The organism is Candidatus Polarisedimenticolia bacterium, assembly GCA_035764505.1.
GTDB lineage: Bacteria > Acidobacteriota > Polarisedimenticolia > Gp22-AA2 > AA152 > AA152.
The window spans coordinates 20,257-43,154 of record DASTZC010000060.1; the positions used below are offsets into that span (position 1 = coordinate 20,257).

Below are 22,898 nucleotides of genomic sequence, written 5' to 3' on the forward strand. Positions count from 1 at the left end.
AGGCCCCTTTTTGGGGCCCGCCGCCGCTCGCTCCGTCCGCAGGGCCGCCCATGGCGGCGACGGGTCGATGTGCTATTCTTTCCCGCACTCCGCGGCCGTCCCCGTGGATTCCTGAGAGGCAGGCCATGAGACTCACGCGCGATCAGGTCGAAACGGTCACCCAGCGGCTCGTCCATGCCCTCATGAAGGAGGGGACAATCTCCACGGAGGAGCCGGGGGGCATCATCGATCTCCTCTCACGGGTCTTCACCGAGGACCTGGCCGTGGAGGACCGCCTCAACCTGGAGGTGCGCGAGATCATGGAGAAGTACACCGAGGAGATTTCGCGCGGCGACATCAACTACCAGGAGATGTTCCGCAAGATCAAGACCAAGCTGGCGCGCGAGCGCCACATCATCCTGTAGGTCCCATGAAGCTCAGCCACGAGAAGATCGTCCACCTTTCCCACCTGATGCTGGACGCCCTGCTGGAAGACGACAGGGTCGACTACCATGGGGACGAGAACGAGGTGCGCCAGCGCATCGTCACGCTCCTCAAGACGGAGCTGGAGCAGGAGGACGCGATGGAGGATGCGGCCCGCCGCAAGATCGAGTCCCAGAAGCGGGGCATCCCCGAGGGAAGCCCCGAATGGGACCTCCTCTTCCGCAAGTATTACGAGGAAGAGCTGAGCAAGGTGAAGCGGCTGAAGGAGTAGGCCGGCCGTGGACGCGCCCCGCCGCCTCGTCATCGGAACCGCCGGCCACATCGACCACGGCAAGTCCCTCCTGGTCCGCGCCCTCACCGGCATCGATCCCGATCGACTCAAGGAAGAGAAGGAGCGCGGCATCACCATTGATCTGGGCTTCGCCTCGCTGGCGCTGCCCGGCGGCGCGCAGGCCGGTTTCGTGGACGTCCCCGGCCACGAGCGCTTCGTGCGCAACATGCTGGCCGGCGTGGGCGGAATCGACCTGGTTCTCCTGGTGATCGCCGCCGACGAGTCGATCAAGCCGCAGACGCGCGAGCACTTCCAGATCTGCCGGCTGCTCGGCATCCCGCGAGGAGTCATCGTCCTCACCAAATCCGATCTGGTCGATACCGACATCCTGGAGATCGTTCGCCTCGAGGTGCGGGAGTTCGTCGCCGGCTCCTTCCTGGAGCAGGCTCCAATCCTGGCTGTTTCCGCCAAAACCGGCGCCGGTCTCGACGAGCTGAAGCAGGCGCTCGCCGCGGAGGCGGGCTCGGTCCCGGGGCGCCCCTTGGGGCGCGTCTTCCGGCTCCCGGTGGACCGCTCCTTCTCGATCCGTGGCTTTGGCACCGTCGTCACCGGGACGCTGATATCAGGAAGCGTGACGACAGGGGAGGAGATCGAAGTGCTTCCAACGCGCCAGCGCGCCAAGGTCCGAGGGTTGGAGGTCTTCGGCGAGGCACGGCGCGAAGCCTCGGCGGGCCAGCGCACCGCCGTCAACCTTCAAGGTCTGGAAGCCGCCGCGGTGCTGAGGGGAAACCTGCTGGCGCCGCGCGACGTCCTGCGGCCATCGCGCCTGCTGGACGTGAAGGTGGAGGCCCTCTCTAGCGAGGCGGGCATCGAAGACCAGATGCCGGTCCGCTTCCACCATCTCTCTTTCGAGACCCTGGGAAGGATCCGCCTGGCGGGGATAGAGCGCCTGGAGCCCGGGGAGTCAGGCTTCGCCCAGATCCGCCTCTCCCGCCCGGCGGTTGCTATTCCGGGAGATCGCTTCATCCTGCGCCGTCCTTCCCCGGCGGCGACGCTCGGCGGCGGGGTGATTCTCGACAACCTGCCCCGCAAGCTGCGTGCCCCGGAAGCCGCCACCCTGGCCCGCCGGCTGCAGAGCCTGGAGAGTCCCGACGGAGGAATCCGGCTGAAAGAGCTGGTCCGTGGCGGGGGGAAACAGGGGATGGATCTCACCGAGCTGCGCGCCCGCACCGGATGGTCGGCCGAGTTCCTCCTCGAGTCCCTCGCCGGTCCGTTGAAATCCGGGGAAATCATCCGCGTCTCTTCCGAGCCACCCCGCTTCCTGGCCGCCGACCTTCACGACGAGCTCCTTGGAGAGATTGTCGGTGCCCTGGAAGCCTTTCACCGGGAGCACCCGCTGCAGGTCGGCCTTCCCAAGGAAGAAATCCGCTCCCGCTTCTTCCGGCGCGCTCCGGGGGAGCTGTTCCGGGCGCTGCTGGAAGAAGGAGCGCGCCGCGGGCGCCTGCGCGTGGATCGGGACTTGGTGGCGGCCGCCAGCCACAAGGTGACCCTCAAGGAGGCGGAAGTGTCGGCTTCAGAGCGGATTGAGGAGAGCTTTCGAAATGCCGGATTGAATCCTCCCGACCCGGCCCAGGTCGTGGCCGATCTGGCGCTGAGCCGCGAGACGGCGGAGAACCTTTTCTTTCTACTGGTCAAACAGGGAAAGCTGGTGCGCGTGCAGGAAGGACGGATCTTCCACGCCGCGGCGCTGGAAGCCCTCAAGGCGAGGGTTTGGGAGCACGGCAAGACGTCCGATCTCCTGGACATCGCGACCTTCAAGGATCTTTCGGGGACCACCCGCAAGAACGCCATCCCGCTTCTCGAATACCTGGATACGGTGAGAGTTACGCGCCGCGACGGCGATCGCCGGCGCATCCTGCCTCCCGTTCGCTGAGCCGCGTTCCTCCGGTTTGACAGTCGATGGTCGCGTTCCTAGACTGGCCTCGGAGACTGCTCATGGGATCGTTCGGTATCGGCGAAATCCTTCTCATCGCTCTCATCTTCCTGTTGCTGTTCGGTGCCGGCCGGCTTCCCGCGCTGGCCGGCAGCCTCGGGGTCGCCGTGCGCAAGTTTCGGGACGCGGCCAGAGAAGGTCGCGATGACGACCTCTCCGGGGGAGGAGGCATCTGACCCGCCGCGATTCCGCCGCCCTGCGTGAAGAGGTGGCCTTTCAGCGCCAGGTCGTCGCCCGGTTGAAGCGGGAGATCTTCGGAGTCGACCCCAACTCGGCGCGCAAGTACATCCAGGAATTCCACCAGGACTTCGAGCAGTTCCGCGAGATCAGCTCCTATGACGACCTGCTGCGAGCCTGTGTCCACAGCGACATCGTCTTCATCGGCGATTACCACGCGCTTCCTTCCTGCCAGGCGTTCGAGGCGCGCCTGCTGAGTGAGATCGCTTCCCGCGGCCGCACCATCCTCTGCCTGGAGATGATCTACGGCCGGCAGCAGCGCATTCTCGACCGCTTCATGTCGGGCGAGATCTCCGAGGACGAGTTCCTGCGCCGCATCCGCTACGACCTGGAATGGGGCTACGACTGGCAGGGTTTCCGGCCCCTGTTCCAGGCGGCGCGCGACGGCTCGGTGCCGGTGTACGGCATCGACTGCGAGCCGCGCAGCGGCTTCCGTCACATCCGCAAGCGCGATGCCTACGCTGCCGCCCGCATCGCCACGGTGGCGGAGAAGAACCCGGGCGCGCGCCTCCTGGTCATCGTCGGAGAATCCCACCTCGGCCGCAAGCACCTCCCAGGAAGGGTGCGCCACGCCCTGCGCCGGCGCCACAGGACCGCCTCGATGCTGACCGTCGTGCAGAACCTCGAGAACCTCTACTGGCAGCTGGCCGAGCAGGGACAGCCCGGGCGCGACGTCGTGCAGGTGGCGGACGACGCCTACTGCGTCTTCAACGCCAGCCCGCTCGAGAAATACGAGTCGTACCGCCAGGTGCTGGACCGCTGGAAAGGGGAGCAGGAGGACGACTCCGATGTCGACCTGACCCCTACCGTCTACAACATCATCGACACGATTCTGGATTTCCTGCGCATCGACAAGTACACCCACTGCCTGAGAAAGGACTCAGGCCGCTGCAGCGAGTACCTGGTGGACGCCTATCCCGAGGTCTACGGCACCCTCGAGGAGGCGGTCTTCCGCAAGATTCTGCGCTCCGCCCACCTCGGCTCGGACGAGAGCGAGGCGATCCTGGCGCACGTCCAGAAGAAAGGCTCCTGCTTTGTGCCGAGGCTGAACGCCATCTTCCTCGGCCAGTTCGATCTGGCGCACGGCGGCGAGGAAGCGGCCCACTTCGTCAACCTGGCCCTCAAGCGTGAGCTGTACGAGGAGGCCCCCGCGCGGCTGCCGGCCCACGATCTCTTCTACGGTCGTGTCGTGGAGGAGGCGCTCGCGTTCTTCGGGTCGAAGCTGATTGTCCCCGGCCGGAACCACTTCTTCGAGACCGAGTTCTACCAGTACTATCGCAAGGATCCCGAGGTGGTTGAAGCCAAGACCCCTTACAGCTACGAGGAGTTCCGCGAGATCATCGACTTCATCCTGCTGCACAAGAAATTCGAGACGCGCTACGGGGAGTACGAAGAGGTGCCGGGGGAGCTCTTGCGCGGCATCCGCTCCGGGCCGAAACGCAGCAACGTGCTGGTGCACGAGCTGGGGTATTTCCTGGGTCAGCAGATCTACGACGGCTACCATGCCGGCGCCATCACCCGCAAGGAGATCTCCGACCTGTTCCGCAAGAAGATGGTGGAGAGCGGGAGCGCCCTGCGCACCTACCTCGATCTCGTGGAGAAACTCTCCGGAGTGCCCGCCTGAAGCGGCATTGCTTGCGCCGGCATGCCGCGCGGGGATAGACTTGGCGCCAATCGGGGGGATGGATGCCTGTCCAGGCTTTCGTTCTGGTCAAGGTCAAGTCCGGCACGTCCGAGCAGGTGGAAGACGCTCTGTCCGATCTTCCGGGCGTCAAGCTGTCGCACTCGGTGATGGGTCCCTACGATGTCGTGGTCTATGTCGAGGGAACCAACATCAACAGTCTGCGCGACATGATCATGAAGAAGATCCAGTCGATTCCCGCCGTCCGCCATACGACGACGCTTCTGGTGATATGAGCCCCCGGTAGGGGCAACAAGGTGGCCATGAGCTCTGCGGATTTTCTAGTCGATCCTGTCGCTCCCGGACTCTACCAGCTCGACGAAGAGACCCTCGTTTCCGTGCGCACCACCCGGTCGGCCCAGGATCCCTGCCGGTACCGCGTGGTGGCGCTCGCCGCCCTGCGGAACTCTCACCGGGTGGTCCTGCACGCCGCCGTGACGGTCGGGTACGGGGCGGACCGTGAGAACGCCCTGCAGGCCTGCCTGGCCAAGGTGCGGGAGAGCCTCGACAAGAAGCCCTTCCTGCCCGTCCCGCGCGCGGGCCGTCGACCGGAAGCTTCTCTCTGATCGGCCCCGGTAGTCTGGTGCCAAATGGCACCGAAATACCCCTCCGGCCGGGGCTTCTTTCAGGTTGCAAATTCTTGATTTGACGGTATATGAAGCGGATGCCCTTCTTCCAGAGGAAGGAACGCCCACGTGTGGGCTTTTTGCGTTTGGCGGCCGGCGCGGCACTGTGCCTGGCCTCGGCTCTCTCCTTTGAAACCACCCGTGCCGCTGCTGTGCAGGACCCGCCGCTGCGCTTCGGGCTCGTTTCCAACGCTCCCCAGCCGGGTCGGGCTCGCCTGTCGCTCCAGGACAGCGTCGCCAGGCTCCGCCACGATTACGGCCCCTTCAGCCTGGTCCAGCTCACCTGGGAGCAGGAGTCGGCCCTGCGCGCCGCCGGTTACGAAATCGACATCCTGGAAGGCGCCGACCGGATTGGCATCGGTCCGTACAGCTTCTCGCTGCCGGCCGGCCCCGGGAATCTTCCAGCCGATCTGACCTGGAAGGAGAGCCGTGGCGCCCGGGCGGAAGCCTTCCTGGTCCGTCTCATCGGGCCGCCGGCACCGGATTGGCAGTCCCGCCTGAAAGTGGCGGGCGCTGAAGTCCTCACGCCCATCCCGTCGTTCAGCTACCTGGCGCTGGTTCCGTCCGAGAGGCGGGCCGCGATTGCCGCGCTCCCTTTCGTGGAGTGGGTCGGTCCCTACCATCCCGCTTTCAAGCTCTCCTCCGATCTTGCCCGGCGCCACCGGGACGCGGCGCTGCGCGAAACGCCGGAAAGGCTGAATGTCCTCATCTACAAATCGATGGACGTGGAAGGCGCGGTGAACCGCATCCGCGGCATGCACGGCGACATCCTCAACCGCTCCCCCTTCGACTTCTACGATCTGGTCACGGTGGTGCTGCCGGAGAGCCTCGTTCCCGATCTGGCCCGCATGCCCGAAGTCTACGCCGTGGAGGAAGCCCCCGAGCCGCGGCTGGAAGATGAATCCTCCACGCAGATCCTGGCGGGGCAGTTGAACAACGGCGTGCCTTTCCGTCCCGCGGTGGGCGAGGATTCCTACACTGACTGGCTGGCGGCGCGCGGGCTGGACGGCTCCGGGGTGACCATCGGCTACGTCGACAACGGCGTCATGAACTTCGATCCGACGAATCACACGACCGGCAGGGTAAACGAGAATCTCCTCTGCGGCACGACCGGCTCGGAAGGGCACGGCCAGTTCGGGGCGGCCACCGCGGGCGGCAGCTGCGCGCACCCGGGCGAAGCCGGAACCGGCTTCCGCTACGGTCTGGGAGTCGCCCCGGCGGTGAACTTCATCAACATCCCGTATCTGAAGACCAGCGGCGCCTGCAACCATGACGACGCGACGCGCGCCCGCGATACCCTCAACAACACGGGACCCAACGGCGCGCACGGCACGATCCAGAACAACTCCTGGGGCGCCGGGGGATACAGCTCCGATCTGAACATCGTCGAGGATGTTTCCTACACCAGCTACGAGAGGACCTTCGACATCCTGGCGCGCGACGGTGACTCGACTACTGCCGGGAACCAGCCGCTGATCACCTGCTTTTCCGCGGGGAACGAAGGCAATACGACCCCGAACGGCGGGACTGATAATCCCGCCACTCTGACCCGACCGCATGCCGCCAAGAACATCCTGACCACCGGCTCCAGCTCGGTCTATCGTCCCGGGTCGGGCGCGACGAACACGGAGGATCGCAGTTTCTTCAGCAGCCAGGGGCCGACTTTCGACGGCCGCATCAAGCCCGATTTCATGGCGCCCGGAGGGGCGGCGCAGAACTTCTCCGCGATCGCTTCCGCCTCGGTGAACGGCTTCGGCAGTGGCTTGGCCGATGGGCTCCACAGCTTGTCTGCCGGAACTTCCTTCGCCACGCCCCAGACCGCCGGCGGTGCGGCGCTTCTGGTCGAATGGTGGCAAGGGTTAGCGTCCGCCGTTCCGAGCCCGGCGATGGTGAAGGCTTTGCTCCTGAACAGTGCGCGCGACCTGTCGGGAGGCAACACGCCGGCCGCCATTCCCAACCGCCAGGAGGGGTGGGGACGCTGGAACCTGGGAAACATCCTGGAGCCGGGATCACCCACCATCGTCTCGGCGCCGCCGCTTTTCCGCAAGACGAGCGGGCTGCCGGCCGTCTACCTCGACCAGGGTGTCGTCCTTGGGGCGACCGGCGACGTCTACCAGCTGATGCTGGCGCCGGCGGATCTGTCGAAGCCCCTGAAGGCGACACTGGTCTGGACCGACGCCCCCGGCGCGGTGAGCTCCTGCCCGTCGCTGGTCAACAACCTCGACCTCGAGCTGCTGCAAAATGGCAAGGACCTGTTCCGCGGCAACGCCATGACCTTCGGGGCCAGCGTGGCGGGTGCTCCCGCCGACGCGATCAACAACGTCGAGCAGATCATCCAGATGGCACCCTCGGGCGTCTACACCCTGACGGTGCGCGGCACGGCGATTGCCGGCGACGGAATCCCGGGAAATGCCGACACCACGGATCAGGATTTCGCGTTGGTCGTCACCAACGCCACCGTCTACAGCGGTCCGATCCTGGCGGCGGGAGCCATGACGAAATCCGACGCCTGCGGCGGGATTGGGGCAGGGAGCAACGGCGTGATCGATCCGGGAGAGACGGTGACCTTCTCGTTTCCCCTGGTGAACTCGGGCGGCGCCGCGGCGACCGGCATCACCGCTACGCTGGGACCATCGACGCCCGACGTGACCGTCCTCGATGGGAGTATCGCCTACCCGAACATCGCCGCGGGCGCCTCCGCCGGACCCAACGCGGGGGACACCCTGTCAATCGCTCTCTCCGACGCCCTTCCCTGCGGGTCCGACATCGATCTCACGCTGACCGTCACCACGGCCCAGGGGAGCTTCCAGGTCCCGGTGCATTTCGACGCGGGCGCGGTGACCCTGACCACGCAGAATATCGCCGGCAGCACCGGCCAGGTCACCGACGATCCGGCAAGTCCCAGCAACTTCACCGCGCCTGGAGCGGTCGCCGGAATCCTCGACAGCGTCTCGGTCGATCTCAACATTTCCAGCGTGGATGAGTCGTTCCTGTTCGAGAACTACGACGTTGCGCTCATCGCCCCTTCGACCACCGGCGTCACGCTCCACTCGAATCCGTTGCCTTGCCAGGCAATGAGCACCAGCTATCCGGCTTCCCGCCTGCCGCAATCGGGCACGCTCGATATCTTCAAGGGGCAGAACCCGGCGGGGACCTGGACGCTACGGGTGACCGACAAGAACAACTTCGTGACCGCGACTGGCGGGCATCGACCCGGTTCGCTGGGAACGGTCAATTCCTGGATGGTGCACCTGACGCGCGCCACGCCGCCGGCCTGCACGACCTGCTCGACTACCGTGCCTCCGCCCGAGGTCAGCGCCCCCGAGTCGAGCCTGCCGCTGATGCTCACCTACAACTTCGGCACCGGGGAGATCAGCTTCAGCTGGGAGAACCTCGGCATACAAGCCGACAGCTACCGCCTCCTGCAGGGCTTCATCTCCAGCCTGGCCAATACCGGAGTGACCTCGTCGAACACCGCCCCCGTCCTGTGCGGACTGACCGGCACGAACGCCACGCTCGTCCCGGGCGCCGGCGCCTACTTCTACCTGGTGGCCGCGCAGAAAGGGACGACGGTCGGCTCCCTGGGCGAAGCGACCGATCAGCTCACCTACCCCCGCACCGCCAGCCTGGCCTGCCCTTAGCAAAGGAAGTCACATCGCGCGCCCCCGCGCCGACACCGAGCGCGAGCCGGCTCGAGCCGGAGCGGCGGTTTTCGGGTCAACTCGAGGGCTGGGTTGATGGTACGGACAGCGGCAGGGTAAAAGCCTGGCGTCCGGGACCCGAGGGACCGAGTCCCGGACGCCCCTCTCTGATTGCTAAGGAGCGAGGATGGGCTGAACCGTCGCGAAGTAGAAGGCGAAAGCGCCGTCTACCGTGGCGTTGGCTCCGCCCGGGCCGCTGCTGCAGGTGCTGCTGGGGCTGCTACCGCAGGTGCCGCTGAGCTGTCCCACCACCTGGTTGGAGGTGTTGGTGATGGGCGAGCCGCTGCTGCCTCCGTCGATCCCGCCCAGGGTGTCGCGGCTGTAGATGCGCTCGCCGCGCGGCCATCCGGAGCAGGTCGGAGCGCCGGTGTCGACGCTGTGCTCGGAGTAGACCTGCGTGCCGAACTGCGGATTGCTGACCCGGCGCATGGCTGTGCCGTTGCTGTTGGCCACCGGGGCGGAGGTCCAGCCCAGGTAAACCGAGCCTGAAGGCGGGGCTTGAGCTGAGCTCAGACGAAGCAGAGTGAAATCCCCCTTCCGATTGGTGGCAGCAATCGACGAGCCCGACGACTGGTAAGGCCAGCCGTTGTTGCTCGGGCAGGTGCCGTTGCAGGTGTTGGTGCGGAAGCGCCAGTAGAAGTTGACGTTCGCCGCGGTGTTGTTCTTGCTGAGACAGTGGTTCGCCGTCAGGAAGAAACTGTCGGATGAGGGATTCGAGTCGTTGAGCAGGCCGCCCGTACAGGTGTAGATGAAGGCGCCCTGGATCCACTCCATCTTGGCGATGGCGTCCTTGATGCCGTTGGCGTTGGCGTAGCAGTTCGCGTCCACGATGCAGGTGGCGTTGCCGCAGATTCCCGGAGGAGGAGGAGCGTCCGGTGTCGGGATGATCTGGCCGGCGCCCTTGCGGGTGATGAACCCGGCCTCGGTTGCCTTGAAAGCCACGGCGGCAAGGTCGGCGGCGGTTACAGGAGCTGACAGGCGGACCTGCAGGACACCTTCCGTGCCGAACACCGTCGACGTCCAGAACTCACCCGTGCCGTTGGGCCCGGAACTCTTATAAGGTCCATAGGCCTGTCCGTCCAGAGCGTAGAAGTACATCTCCGCATTGCGGGGCAGCGACATTCCCTCCACATGCACGCGGATCGCTCCGGCTTCTTCGGAGCGAATCGCGACCGCCCAGGTGAACCCGCCGTCAGCGGTGGGCGTGGCGGGGGCGCTGGGACCCTGGCGAGGCTGGTTGTCCTGTCCGCGGGAGAGGCCCGAAACCTCGACTCCAGGAGTCAGGGGCTTCACGACACCGATCTTGAGGGGCGTGTCCTTGCCGTTATCCACGAGACCGATCTCTTCGGCGGGAATCTGAATCTTGATCGCGGATTCGAGGGCGGACGGAGGCAGCTCGCCTGAGAGCCGGCGAGTCAGATCCGCCTGCATCGCACGGGCATCATCCTGTGTCGGCCCCTCGGTGGACACGGCCGAGGGCAACTCAGGATAGGCACGCCCGTTTCCGGCGGAGGAAGGCACCGCCGAAATGGCGATCACGACCGCCAAGGCAGCAATCACCAGAAACGCAATCTTCCACGTTTTGGATGGGCTCTTCATTTAACCGCACTCCCATGGAATGAGTTATCTCAACAACGTTTCCCGGGACCCCTCCGGCTGCGGTGTCCACCTCCTTTCCCGTGCCGGCAGTCCGGCCGCTGGAGGGATTCTTGATGTGTGAGATTCGAGTCGAGCGTGCCTCTATTACGCCCATCCATCCGGAGCGTCAAGGCAAAACACCAGGTGCGGCACCCGAAATGCCGGCTCAGCATTCCAATCGCGAACCAGTCTTGGCGAAATGGCATAAAGGTGGGGCCGGCTCGAAACTTCTTCCGGCTTGATTCGTTCTAGAAGCCTGGGGGAAGGAGCGGCTCGCCTACCAGGGAGAATCCGATGCGGGGAATCGGCAAGGCTGTAACGGGCATGGGTCTGCTCGCGGTCACGGCGTCGGGACTGGCGCTGGCCAGCGTCGGCGCGTCGCCAGCGGCTCCGGCTTTCAAGGAGCCGCAGAAGCTCCTCTGGAAGGACGGCGTGAAGAACGCCTATCCGCGCTGGTCGAAGGATGGCAAGCGCATCCTCTACCAGTCGAACCGGACGGGGAAGTGGCAGATCTACGTGATGAACGCCGACCTTTCCAATGAAATCCAGATTACGAAAGACGAGGCCAACAACAACTTCCCCGATTGGTCGCCGGACAACTCCCAAATCGCTTTCGTTTCGGACCGGGGCGGCAACGAGGATGTCTACGTGATGCGCTCCGATGGCAGCGGCGCCAGGAACCTGTCGAACGCCGCGGGCGATGACATCCATCCCTACTGGGCGCCGGATGGGAAAAAGATCCTGTTCAACTCGGGCCGTGACGGAGGCCACCTGCAGATCTACGAGATCAATTCCGATGGGTCGGGCCTGCGGCGGCTTGCCACCTCGCCCGATGAAGACACCTGCGCGCGCGTCTCGCCGAAAGGCGACCGGATCCTCTACCTGGCCAATCTCGCGGCCGGCGTCGACGACGTCATGATGCGCGACCGCGACGGCTCCAACCCTCGCAACGTCACCAACGATGGGCCCATGGACGGATGGCCGACCTGGACCCCGGACGGCCGCATCGTCTTCTCCTCACGGCGCAACGGTCCCTTCGCGCTGTTCATGATGGATGCGGACGGCTCGCATGCCCGCCAGCTCACCGATCCCAAGCCCCCCTTCCTTGACGCCCGGGCCAGCGTTTCGCGCGACGGCACGAAAATCGTCTTCAACCGCGAAAGCGGGGAGACCATCGGCATCTACGTCGTGAGTCTGAAGTAGACGGGATACCCGCGCTGAAATCACGCCAGCGTGACAATCCGGCGAAGCATTGGATCTATGGCTAGCGGCCGCCGCCGGAGGCGCGCTCGCGGCGGTCCATGATGCTGGGCTTGAAGGAGGGGAGGATTACCTTCCTTACGTCCTCCGGTGAGATCGGCTCCGAGAAGAAATTCCCCTGCCCGAGAGGGCAGCGCAGGGTGCGCAGCTCGCGCAGCTGTCTCTCGTTCTCGATCCCCTCCGCAATGACGTCGTGATCCAGGGCCGCTCCCAGGCCGACGATGCTGGCGACGATTTTCCGCGCCTTCTCGCTGGCGTTCATCTTCGCGACGAACAGCTTGTCCATCTTGAGCACGTCCACCGGCAGACTCTGCAGCACCGACAGCGACGAATAGCCCGTCCCGAAATCGTCGATGGCGACCCGGAAGCCGCGCCGCCTCAAGCGCGTCAGGATGCTGGTGACCTCCTTGGGGTGCTCGATCAGCTGGTTCTCGGTAATCTCAAGGTGCAGCAGCGACGGATCCAGCGAGGATTCCTGTATCGCCCTGGAGATCAATTCCTCCAGCCCCGGGTGGTAGATCTGCCGTAACGACAGGTTGACCGTCACGAACAGCCCGTCCCATTTCGGGTCGCTGTCCTGCCAGGCACGCAGATTCCGGCAAGCCTCTTTCAGGACCCAGGCCCCCAGGGGGAGGATGATGCCGGTCTCCTCGGCCAGCGGGATGAAGCGCTGCGGCGGAATCAGTCCCCGCTCCGGGTGATGCCAGCGCAGCAGCGCCTCGAACCCCCGCAGGTGCTCCGTCCCCAGCTCCACGATCGGCTGGAAGACGACGCGGAACTGCCCCTGGGCCTGCGCCATCTGCAGATCGTTTTCCAGCCGGAACTGCTCCTGCGCGGTGGCCATCATCTTCTCATCGAAGATCTCGCACTTGCCGCGGCCGTGGGATTTGGCAAGGTACATCGCCGTGTCCGCGTCGCGCAGCAGGTCCTCGGGGCGCCGGTAGCCCGCCGGCCCCAGCACCACCCCGGTGCTCAGCGTGACCTGCAGCTCGCGGCCGTTCGATGCCAGCGGCGTACGCACGGCGTCTTCCAGGCGCCGCACCACGCGCATCGCGTCGTGCAGCGAGCGGATGTCGTCGAGCAGCACCGTGAACTCGTCGCCTCCGATGCGCGACACGGTCCATTCGGCCGAGGCGCGCGTAAAGCCTTCCTCGGTCTCATGAATCTCCCGCCGCAGCTCGTCGGAGACTTCCTGCAGCACCGCCCGGAAGCGCTCAGCCACCTGGACCAGGACCGCGTCGCCCGTCTGGTGTCCCAGCGAGTCGTTGATGTTCTTGAATTGGTCGACGTCGAGGAAGATGACTGCCAGGCTCTCGCGCCGTCCGCGCTTGGCGGCGCGCTGGAAGGCGCGGGTCAGGCGGTCGAGGAAGAGGCTGCGGTTGGGGAGCGACGTCAAGGGGTCGTGCACCGCCAGGTGGATGAGCTGCTCCTCCATCCTCTTGCGCTCGTCCACGTCGGCCTGCGAGCCCGCCAGGCGGTGCGGCCGGCCGGCGCCGGGATGCCGCACGGCCATGCCGCGGGCCATCATCCAGCGGTACGACCCGTCGGCATGCCTCATGCGGTACTCCGCCACCAGGTGGCCCTGGGTCCCGGCGAGGTGGCTGGCGATCCGCGCCTCCAATCCGGCGCGGTCCTCCGGATGAACCCGGCCGAGCCAATCCTCGGGGCTTTCGCCGACCGTCCTTTCCGACAGGCCGAGCGTCTGCAGCCAGCGCGCCGAATAGTGGATTCGGTTGTGCTCGAGGTCCCAGTCCCACAGTCCGTCATTGGAGCCACGCGCCGCCAGGGCGTAGCGCTCCTCGCTCAGGCGCAGCGACTCGGTGCGGTGCCCCACCAGGTCTTCGAGATGGCTCGAGTGGTAGCGCAGCCGATCCTGCAGGGCCCCTGCGATGGCGCCGACCAGGGCCAGAATCAATGCGAAGCCGTCGGTGAAGTAGTGGACCGGCGTGACCTCGTGCAGGCCGCGGATTACCGCCAGGCTGAGGGTGGAAGGATAGTCGTGATAGAGGGCGTGGTAATCGACCAGGTAACCGACCCAGGTCAGCATCAGGCCGATCCCGAAGCCCAGCAGGCCGTATTGGAGCTTTCGGGTGCGGGCGATGGAAGTCAGGAAGGCGAACCGGGAGCGGGCGTCGGATGCGGAGGCTTCAGGCTGCGTCATGGTGCCTCTCCGTCGCCTCGGGCGCTCCCGTCGGACGCGCGCCACCCCGGGCGCTGACGAGGCGCATCGCCTTTAACGCCCGCCCGCGTACGAACGCCAGCCAGCATGTCAGCGCCGCGATCATGACCAGGAGCGCCAGCAGCAGGTTCCCAAGGGCGCCCAGCAGCGGCGTCGGCCGGCCGGGCCCTTTGTGGACGGGAGTCTTCTCGATGGACTTCTCGAGAGTGGCCAGCCGGATCTTCTGGTCCTTGCCGATTCCGGCATCGACCAGCGCCCGGTTGATCCGGCGGTAGCGCTCCACATCCGCCAGCCATGCGTCCCGCTCGACCGTGGTCTGCGACCCGCGCTCGAAGGCCGCCTCGATCCGGCGCTCCAGGAAGCGCGCGAAGCTCTCTCCGACCTCCGCCGTCCGGGCATCGCGCCCGATCACCTTGCCGTTGCCGTCCTCGGCCACGATGACGGCCAGCGCCCGCTGCAGCGCCGACTCGTCCTCGCGCGACTTGCGCAGATTGCCGCTCAACGCGTCGCGCTCCGCCATTACCTTCAGCAGTTCCACCTTGAGCTGCCGGAAGCGGACCAGCACCGTCTCCGTCTCGGCGTCGCCCGAAAGCACCCCGAGCACCTCGCTGCCCGAAGCGTCCGAGGCCTTCTTGAGCAGATCGGTCTGCAGCAGCTGCTCGGTGCGCGCGTAGCTGGCCGTCTGCGTGATGCAAGCCCTGTCTTCCGAATCCTTGAGGCCGGCCTCCACGATCCCGTCGCGCTCGCCGCGCAGCTTCTGGATGGTGGTCGTCGCCCATTGGGTGTACTGGTCGATGGTCGGGAAATCCTTCGCGGGTCGCGGGAGCTGCAGATCCTGCAGCGCCCGATCGCTGAAGTCGTCGAGGTCGGCGGCCACCTTTTGCAGGCGCTCGAGGCGTGTCGAAAACGAAGGGATCAGTTCTTTCGCGAAGGCCCCGTCGGGGTCCCATTTGGGGTTGCGCGAGATGAGAGACCGAAGCTTCGCCAGGCTGGCGGACGCCTCCGCCAGGTCTCCTTTGCGCATCTGGCCCTTGGCCTGCGCATAGAGCTGGTGCGGGTCGGTCTCCATCTCGCCGGCGTGAATCAGCGATCCGGCGATGAGGGCGAGGACGAGGAAGCGGAAGGTGCTACGGACAGTCATGGGCCAGCGTCCCCCGGGCCGTGAGGAAGACGGGTTCTGCCTCGGCCCGATCGATCCGGAGGCAGGAGGAGCCCGCGGAGCCGTAGCGGGAGAGACGGACGTTGCGCAGGGCCGGCCGGGTCTGGCCCTTCGAGATGGGCACCGCGCGATACTGCGCCATGGTGCTGCCCGGCCGGGGGGTGATCTCCCAGATGGCATGGAAGCCATCGGCGACCAGGTAGAGCCTGCCGTAATGAATCATTCCCTGGACCGTTGCGGGCCTCTTGGCCAGGGGAATTCCCTCGGCTTGCAGGATTGGGGAGATGTCGACCCGGCCGGTCAGCGGCGGCTGCTCCGCCAGCTGAATGGTGCCATCCTTCCCGACGTGCAGCTGCATCCGCAGACTATGCTGCTCGAGAGTCAGAGTGGCTCTCTGAATCGGCTTGACGCAGGCGGACGCCGCGGCCAGTGCCAGGAGCAGGGAGCCGATCTGCACGCTCCGGCGGCATGAGATCACGAATGGAGCCTTTCCCGGGACAAGAAACGTTTCGAGTAACGAGCCGGCGACCAGGCTCGAAAACCGCACAAGGCACACTGGCAAATATAGGCGGCCGGCGAGTGGGATCAACCGGAGGAAGTTGTTGCAGGAAAGGGGTATTGGAGCCGTCAGAGCACGGGCGGGACAGCTTTACACGACAAGCATTCGAGACAACATTTTGACATCAGTAGAACAACGTAGACCGCGGGTCGGCGCGACGCCTGCAGCGGCGGAAATTGCAGGACCTGTCCGCGCGCCTCTCGGCCCTCCCGGACGGTTCCGCGGCCACGATCTGTATCTCCGGCAAGAGGGATGGAACCCTCTTTCAGGCCTGCACGACGGCCGTGGTGAGGAACAAGGGAACGCGGTAATCAGGGTTTGCCGCTCTGCTTGGCCTTTGCGAAGTCGCCGGAAATCACCGTCGAGATCTTCGCCGGGTCGATGAACTTCTTCATCGCCGCCAGGATCTCGGCGCTCGTCAGTGCCTGCACCTTCTTCTCCACCGTCTCGTCCCAGGCCATCGTCCGGCCGATGTATTCGTTGCCGGCGAGCGTGCTCGCCAGCTGGCGATCATTTGCCCGGGATACTGTCTGCTCTTGCAGCCATCCCTTCTTCGCCTCGGCGATCTCCTCGGGTGTGAAGCCCTTGTCAAGGATCTTTGCGATCTCCTCGTTGTACCCCGTCATGAGGCGCTCGGCATTCTGCGGCGCGTAAATTGCACTGGAGCCGAAATAGGCGTCCCGGTCCAAGGGGCTTGCATAGAAGTACGAGCCGGCGCCGTAGGAGATCCCATCTTTCTGGCGAAGACGCTCGGCGAGCCTCGAATTGAGGAACCCGCCGCCGGTCATGAAGTCTCCGAGGACCATGGCAGGAAATTCAGGGGCATCGTCGCGCATGTCGATCCGGAGTCCCGCCACAAACTCGGCACTCTCCTTGTCGGGAGCCTCGATCGACTCGTGAATCGCCGGACGATCCTGATAGACGCCGACGAGACGAGCGTAAGGCTGGGCGTTCTTCCAGCCCGAGAACAGCTCGGTGAGGAGCGCCTTGATCTCGTCGGGGTCGAAATCCCCGACGACGGCGATCTGGGCGGATGAGGCACCGTAGAACTCCGCATGAAACTTTTTCACCTCGTCGAGCTTGACCGCCTGGGCCGCCTCGATCGACTCCTCCGGGCTCTGCTCGTACCTCGGGTCTTGCTTCGGCCAGGGGTTCAGATGCTTCTGGAGCCTGGTGGAGGCTTTCTGCCCCGGATCGCTCTTGGAAGCCTCGAGCTGTACGAGCCTCTCCTGGCGAAGAAGCTCCAGCTCCGAAGCAGGGAAGGATGGCTCGCGCAGGATCTCGGCCATCAGCCGCAGTGCGGCCGGAAGATTGTCTCGTGAGACTTCCACCCCCCCGTAAGCCCCGGCGGCATAACCGTAGGCGAAAACCTGTGCCTTGAGACGGGCGGTCTCGTCCTTGATCTGCTGGCGCGTATGCTTCGTTGTGCCGCGCATCAGCATGGCCCCCGCGAAGCTTGCTGCCGTCGCGCGTCCTTGCAGGCTCTTCTCATCACCAAGGTTCATGTTCATTACCACCTGAACGGTGGCGCCGCGGGTTTTCTTGGGCAGCATGACGAGCTTGATCCCGGGTGGAAGGGTCGCGCGAATCAGCCGTGCCTCGATCGCCGCGGGCGAAGAATCGAACGCCTCACCCAGCGCCAGCGCTTCTCCACCCTTGTAGCTCCGCACCAGCTCTCCTACGTCGGGCGCCGCGGGGATGTCGGCTCTCTGCGAAGCGTTGGTGGGCATGTAGAGACCGACCGTGCGGTTCTCGGGCGTCAGGTAGGCCTTGGCGACACGCGCCACGTCGTCGGGAGAGACCGCCTTGATGCGGTCGCGGTTGAGGAACATCAGCCTCCAATCCCCCTGGGCCGCCCACTCGGAGAGCCGGATGGCCACGAACTCGGAGTCACGAAGGGTTGACTCCCAGTTCTTGAGCCAGTTGTCGCGTGCGCGATCGACCTCTTCCGCCGTCGGCGCGTTGGTCGCTGCTTCTTCGGTCACGCGGACGAGGAGGTCTCGGGCTTCTTCGAGCGAGCTCTCGGTCCGGACCGTTGCGCCGACCAGGAGCATTCCCGGGTCGTGGAGAGCTTGCGCGCGGCCGAACACCGACGCGGCTTTCTTGGTCTCGACCAGGGCCTTGTAAAGCCGACCGGAAGGCGCGTCGGTGAGGATGAATCTCAGAAGGGATATTGCCGCGAAATCGGGATGAGGGCCGGCAGGAATGTGATAGGCGGCCGCGGCCATCTGCGAGTCTCCGACGCGGCGCAGCGTCACGCTCCTGGGGCCATCCTGGGCCGGCTCGACCGTATAAGTCGCGGGAAGGGTCCGGGACGGCTTCGGGATCTTCCCGAACTTCCTGGCGATCTTCGCGAGCGTCCCGGCCTCGTCGATCTTCCCGGCGACGACCAGGACGGCATTGTCGGGCTGGTACCAGGTCTTGTAGAAGGCCCGGAGCCTCTCGATGGGAACCCGCTCGATGTCCACCCGCGAGCCGATCGTCGACTTGCCATAGTTGTGCCAGAGATACGCGGCCGACATGACTCGTTCCATGAGGACGCCCTGGGGGTAGTTCTCGCCTATTTCGAATTCGTTGCGCACGACCGAGAACTCGGAGTCCAGGTCTTTCTTCGCCATGTTGGAGTTGACCATGCGGTCGGATTCCAGGTCGAGCGCCCAGTCCAGAGCTTCCGCGGTAGCCGTGACGGTCTCGAAGTAGTTCGTCCGGTCGTAATCCGTCGTTCCGTTGGAGCGAGAGCCGTGGGCCGTCAGCTCCTGAGGAATGTCCTTGTGATTCGGCGTCCCCTTGAAGACCATGTGCTCGAGAAGGTGCGCCATTCCCGTCTCGCCATACCCCTCGTGCCGCGATCCGACCAGGTAGGTGATGTTCACCGTGGTCGTCTGCTTCGACGGATCGGGGAACAGCAGGATCCGGAGCCCGTTGGCGAGACGGTACTCGGTGATCCCTTCCACGGAGGCCACCTTTTGGACACCCCCGGGAAGCGGCGCAGTCGACGAGGAGGGAGCGGGGGATGATTTGGCTGAGGCAGGCGCCGCTGCCCGCGCGGCGCCGGGAGGCGGCGCAGGTGCAGCCAAAAGGACGGCCGACACCGACACGAGGAGGAGAGTGGCAAGCAACCAACGCCTTCGCATGGGGACCTCCCGCGCGATTCTGATGTATGGCCTCGCGCCGGCCTCGCGGAAATTCCAGGAAAGGTGGCCTATCGGAGTTTCGATTCGCCAAATCTAGCACGGTCCGGGGACAGAAGGTCCCTGCTTTTTCCCCTGCGACGCTGGTGCAGCAGAATCCGGGGGCTGACGGGCGGATTCGCTGGCGGGGCGGGAGTTTCAGCGTAACTTTCCGACGACCCGGCCGCTAAAAAAACCCTGGAGGGCGTCGCGAGGCGCCTGAGCCCATGAATTGCGGTACTTGCAGAAGGGTGCGCTTCGGGGACTTCGAGCTGGACCTCGAGGCGAAAAGCCTGAAGAACGGCCATGGCCTGGTGCATCTCAATGCCCAGCCGGCCCGCCTGCTGGCCCTGCTCGTGTCCCGCGCCGGCGACCTTGTTACCCGCGAGGAAATCCAGGCCGAGCTGTGGGGCGAGCAGACCTTCGTCGACTTCGAGCAGGGAATCAACCACTGCATCCGGCAGATCCGGACCGCCCTGGGAGACGACGCCGACTCGCCCCGGTTCATCAAGACCGTCCCGCGGCAGGGCTACTGCTTCCTCGCCACGCTCGAGCCGGTCGATCCGCCGCAAGTTTCCCACGAGCTTCCGGCCATTCCGCCGGCACGGCACGAGGCACCAGCCTCCAGGCCGCGACGGCGCGCCTACTGGCTCGCCGCATCGATCCTTGCCGGTGTCTTTCTGATTTCGGTGAGTGCCCGGCAGCTCGCCTCCCGCACCATTCCGCGGCTGGGCAAGCCGACCCTGGCCGTACTGCCTTTCAAGGATGTCGGGCCCGCGCCGCACGATGGTTTTCCTGAGGATGCCCTCACCGAAGATCTGATCACCGAGCTGGGGCGCCGTTACTCCGGGGGTCTTGGCGTGATCGCCCGAACCTCCGCCATGACCTACCGGGGTCAAAGCCCGAGCCGCGAGGAGGTTCGCAAGACGCTCGGCGCGGATTACCTCCTGGAGGGAACGGTCCGGCAATCCGGAGACGTCATCCGCGTCACGGCGCGGCTCAAGAGAACTTACGATGGCATGCAGCTCTGGGCCGGACGCTACGATCGGACGCTGCCCGAGCTCCTGAAGCTTCGCCACCGTCTCGGCGAGAGCATCGCGCAGGCTCTCGCACTACGCCTGCTTCCGCGGCAAGCCGAGCCTCTTCAGGCCGCCTCCACCTCCAGCCATGCCTACGAAGCTCATCTACGTGGACGGGCGGCCCTCGCCGCCCCCTTGCCGGACTCCCAGGTCCGGGCGGAGACCGCATTCCAGGAATCGATCCGGGCGGACTCTGCCTTCGCGCCGGCCTACTTCGGGATGGCTCAGGCCGCCCTGAGACGCCCCCGGCCGCGCCGGGAGGTCGTTCCGCAGGCGAAAGAGTGGCTCTCCAAAGCCCTTGCTCTGGATGATTCCGATCCTCAAGCCCATCTTCTTCTCGCGAACCTCCTTTTCTATTTCGATCTGAAGCCGGAGGAGGCGCGCCGCGAGTTCGAGAGGGCGCTCGAGATCCAACCCGATTTCGCCGAAGCGCACCATGCCTTCGCGGCCTACTTCTCCATTCATGGGCGGCACGACGAGGCCCTGGCGCAGGTGCACAAGGCGCTCGAGCTGGATCCGATCTCGCCGATGGTGAACTCGGATGTCGGGTGGTATTCCTATTTCGCCCGCCGCTATCCTGAGGCCACCGAGGCTGCCCGCCATGCCCTCCGCATCAGCCCCGGCGACTACTGGGCCTCCCGCTGCGTCGTCGTCTCCGAGAGCCAGCTCGGGCGCCTCGATTCCGCCGCGGCCCAGGCGCTGGTCGAGATGCGGCTGCGGGGCGTCGGCGAGATGCGCCTGCGCCAGCTCGAGCCGCTCACGCCGCGCGAGACGCTCGACGCCTTCTGGAAATGGGAGCTGCAGCGGGCGGAAGGGGAGCGCAGGAACATGCCGCCGGCGGCGAGCGACCGGGCGCTCGCCTATCTGGCGCTTGGCGAGCGCGACAAGGCGATGACCGAGCTCGAAGCCGCCTTCGAGCAGCGCTCCGGATGGATTCTGCCCTTCCTCCCCGTCGACCCCCGCTTCGACCCCCTTCGGAGCGACCCCTCTTTCCGCAACCTCATGGCAAAGATGAGCTTCCTTTCGGATCCCTCCGCGAGTCGATAGCGCCTCCCGGGCTTATCATCTCCATCCCATCCTCGTCTCATCTCCCTTTCATGGTGTATCAGCCTCGCTCTTCGTACCTTCCGCACGTCGTTCCCCCCAAACCCTTTCTCGAGGAGGTTGGCATGTTGCGATGTGCGTTACGAGCGGTACCGTCCCTCTGCCTGGCCGGCGGTCTCGCGGCACTTTCGGCGGAGCTGGCCCCCGTCCATGCCCAGTTCGTGGAGCCTGATGTGAGTGTGGTCTACACCCTGCACGCGGAAGCGGCGGGGAACCAGTTCGGCTTCGTCGGCGCGGTCATCGGCGACCTGAACGGCGACGGCGCCTCGGAGATTCTGATCGGCGCGCCACGGAACGCCGCCGGTGGAAACCTGGCCGGACGGGCCTATGTCTATTCCGGAAGGGATGGCGCCCTGCTGAATACGATCACGGGCGGTCCTTTCCAGCGCCTCGGGTTCGGCGTGGCCGGAGTGGGGGACATCAACGGGGATGGAGTGCCCGATTACGCAGTGAGCGGTCCGGGCACGCCCGGCGGTCCGGTACCCCAGATCGGCCGGCTCCTGGTCCTCTCCGGCAGCGACCACACGGTGATCTTCGACATTCGCCGCGGCGGCCACCTCTCTTTCTTCGGCTATGACATCAATGCCGCGGGTGACGTGAACGGCGACGGCACTCCCGACATCATCGCCGGGGCTCCCTTCTCCTCCGTGACCGGCCAGTTCACCGGTCGGGTGCATCTCATCTCCGGCCGTGACGGCTCGGCCCTCTGGACGCAGGACGGCCAGGCGATCCAGACGCAGCTCGGCTCGGCGGTCTCCGGCGTGGGCGATCTGGATGGCGACGGCCTGGTGGACGTGGCGGTCGGTGGCAGGGGCTCGGGTCCGAAAAATGCCGGCGAGGCGTTCGTCTTGCGCGGCACCACCGGCGCCTACCTGCGAACCCTGAAGCCCGCCGCCACGGCGGTCGATTTCGGCAACTTCTTCGTGCACAACGCCGGCGACGTCGACCGCGACGGAGTGCTGGACATCCTGGTGGCCGATTTCGCCGATGACCGCCTCGGTCCCAACACCGGGCGTGCTTATGTCTTCTCCGGCGCCAACCAGGACAAGCTCAGAGTTTTCAATGGCGAGAATGCCGGCGATGGATTCGGGATCGGGCGGGCCTGCGGCGATCTCAATGGCGACGGCGCAGCCGATTTCATCCTGGCCGGCTACACCAGCAGCGCCGGCGCGCCGACGGGAGGCAAGGTCTATCTCTACTCGGGCAAGACCGGCATGACCCTGCGCACCATGACCGGCAACGTATCAGGCGCCACCCTGGGCTTCGACGCGCTCCCGGTAGGGGACATCAATGGCGATGGCGCCATCGATTTCCTGATCACCGGCAGCGACATCGCCCATGTCGTGGCCGGCAAGCCCTGAATCAGGATGCGGGTCGGGCCAGGGGAGAGTCCTCTGGTCCGACCTGGCCTTCTCAGGACGTTGAGGTGGGTTTCCTTCGGTGGGGCCGCTTCCCGACGCTTGCTGCTCCAGCGGGTGTGCCGAGATCGACGTCAATCTCAATCCGGGTCGCCCCGGTGGCGACGCTGATACGGACACGGGAGCGACCATTGCTCGAGCGGGCGTGAAGCTGCTCGAGGGCATCCGCGAGCAGGCGACGCGCAATCTGCTCCGGGTCTCCGGTCGGACGCGGAACGGATTCCTGGATCGAATCAAGCACAGTGCGGGTGAGCTCCCGCGGGGCCTCGAGAATGGCCTCGGGAGTGACGATGGCCAGCTCGGCTTGGGTATAGCCAGGATCCCAGTGGGTATTCTCAGGAACCTGGCTGTGCCCATAGTGGCCGCCTCTCGAAGTCCAATTCGAGGCATCGCGGTTGTG

General features: G+C 65.6%; 17 protein-coding genes. 11 read left to right on the forward strand and 6 right to left on the reverse strand.

The window, feature by feature from the left end:
- Positions 1 to 125 precede the first annotated feature (125 nt).
- From VFW45_04320 to VFW45_04355, 8 genes are all read left to right on the forward strand, one after another.
- Entirely contained in the window at positions 126 to 404 is a 279-nt protein-coding gene (locus tag VFW45_04320; protein ID HEU5179991.1) for a DUF507 family protein, read from the forward strand.
- 5 nt (positions 405 to 409) lie between these two features.
- A complete protein-coding gene (locus VFW45_04325; GenBank protein HEU5179992.1) occupies positions 410 to 694 on the forward strand; it encodes a DUF507 family protein in 285 nt (94 codons plus the stop codon).
- Positions 695 to 701: 7 nt separating this feature from the next.
- On the forward strand, positions 702 to 2,627 hold the full coding sequence (gene selB / locus VFW45_04330) for a selenocysteine-specific translation elongation factor (GenBank protein ID HEU5179993.1): 1,926 nt from the start codon (positions 702 to 704) through the stop codon (positions 2,625 to 2,627).
- 62 nt (positions 2,628 to 2,689) lie between these two features.
- Entirely contained in the window at positions 2,690 to 2,863 is a 174-nt protein-coding gene (locus VFW45_04335) for a twin-arginine translocase TatA/TatE family subunit (protein ID HEU5179994.1), read from the forward strand.
- 32 nt (positions 2,864 to 2,895) lie between these two features.
- Positions 2,896 to 4,548 (forward strand): ChaN family lipoprotein, encoded by a 1,653-nt coding sequence (locus tag VFW45_04340; protein HEU5179995.1) that lies wholly within the window; start codon positions 2,896 to 2,898, stop codon positions 4,546 to 4,548.
- 62 nt (positions 4,549 to 4,610) lie between these two features.
- The gene (locus tag VFW45_04345; protein ID HEU5179996.1) at positions 4,611 to 4,841 is read left to right on the forward strand and encodes an Lrp/AsnC ligand binding domain-containing protein; all 231 of its coding nucleotides are present in this window, start codon (positions 4,611 to 4,613) and stop codon (positions 4,839 to 4,841) included.
- 27 nt (positions 4,842 to 4,868) lie between these two features.
- Positions 4,869 to 5,171: a hypothetical protein gene (locus VFW45_04350; protein ID HEU5179997.1), complete on the forward strand. Its 303-nt coding sequence runs from the start codon at positions 4,869 to 4,871 to the stop codon at positions 5,169 to 5,171.
- 131 nt (positions 5,172 to 5,302) lie between these two features.
- Complete coding sequence (locus VFW45_04355; GenBank protein HEU5179998.1) at positions 5,303 to 8,872, forward strand: S8 family serine peptidase; 3,570 nt, start codon at positions 5,303 to 5,305, stop codon at positions 8,870 to 8,872.
- A gap of 174 nt (positions 8,873 to 9,046) precedes the next feature.
- Here the strand turns inward: VFW45_04355 and VFW45_04360 are convergent, their stop codons facing one another.
- Positions 9,047 to 10,531, reverse strand: a complete 1,485-nt coding sequence (locus tag VFW45_04360) for a trypsin-like peptidase domain-containing protein (protein ID HEU5179999.1) — start codon at positions 10,529 to 10,531, stop codon at positions 9,047 to 9,049.
- A 333-nt stretch (positions 10,532 to 10,864) separates the two neighbouring features.
- On the opposite strand from VFW45_04360, the gene VFW45_04365 reads away from it, so the two are divergent.
- On the forward strand, positions 10,865 to 11,773 hold the full coding sequence (locus tag VFW45_04365; GenBank protein HEU5180000.1) for a hypothetical protein: 909 nt from the start codon (positions 10,865 to 10,867) through the stop codon (positions 11,771 to 11,773).
- 61 nt (positions 11,774 to 11,834) lie between these two features.
- Here VFW45_04365 and VFW45_04370 read toward each other — a convergent pair whose 3' ends face one another.
- The 4 genes from VFW45_04370 to VFW45_04385 all read right to left on the reverse strand — a co-directional run bounded on the left by VFW45_04370 (position 11,835) and on the right by VFW45_04385 (position 18,681).
- Positions 11,835 to 13,991: an EAL domain-containing protein gene (locus tag VFW45_04370; GenBank protein ID HEU5180001.1), complete on the reverse strand. Its 2,157-nt coding sequence runs from the start codon at positions 13,989 to 13,991 to the stop codon at positions 11,835 to 11,837.
- Positions 13,978 to 15,150: a hypothetical protein gene (locus VFW45_04375; GenBank protein HEU5180002.1), complete on the reverse strand. Its 1,173-nt coding sequence runs from the start codon at positions 15,148 to 15,150 to the stop codon at positions 13,978 to 13,980. The genes VFW45_04370 and VFW45_04375 overlap by 14 nt, the downstream gene beginning before the upstream one ends.
- Positions 15,137 to 15,646, reverse strand: a complete 510-nt coding sequence (locus VFW45_04380; protein ID HEU5180003.1) for a hypothetical protein — start codon at positions 15,644 to 15,646, stop codon at positions 15,137 to 15,139. Before VFW45_04380 ends, VFW45_04375 begins: the two co-directional genes overlap by 14 nt.
- Before the next feature lie 392 nt (positions 15,647 to 16,038).
- A complete protein-coding gene (locus VFW45_04385) occupies positions 16,039 to 18,681 on the reverse strand; it encodes a pitrilysin family protein (GenBank protein ID HEU5180004.1) in 2,643 nt (880 codons plus the stop codon).
- 443 nt (positions 18,682 to 19,124) lie between these two features.
- Here VFW45_04385 and VFW45_04390 point away from each other — a divergent pair, with 443 nt between their 5' ends.
- Together VFW45_04390 and VFW45_04395 are read left to right on the forward strand one after the other, a co-directional pair.
- On the forward strand, positions 19,125 to 21,023 hold the full coding sequence (locus VFW45_04390; GenBank protein HEU5180005.1) for a winged helix-turn-helix domain-containing protein: 1,899 nt from the start codon (positions 19,125 to 19,127) through the stop codon (positions 21,021 to 21,023).
- 122 nt (positions 21,024 to 21,145) lie between these two features.
- Positions 21,146 to 22,441, forward strand: coding sequence for an FG-GAP-like repeat-containing protein (locus tag VFW45_04395; protein HEU5180006.1), 1,296 nt, complete (start codon positions 21,146 to 21,148; stop codon positions 22,439 to 22,441).
- Between the two features lie 52 nt (positions 22,442 to 22,493).
- Here VFW45_04395 and VFW45_04400 read toward each other — a convergent pair.
- A partial coding sequence (locus VFW45_04400; GenBank protein HEU5180007.1) for a hypothetical protein occupies positions 22,494 to 22,898 on the reverse strand: 405 nt, incomplete at its 5' end.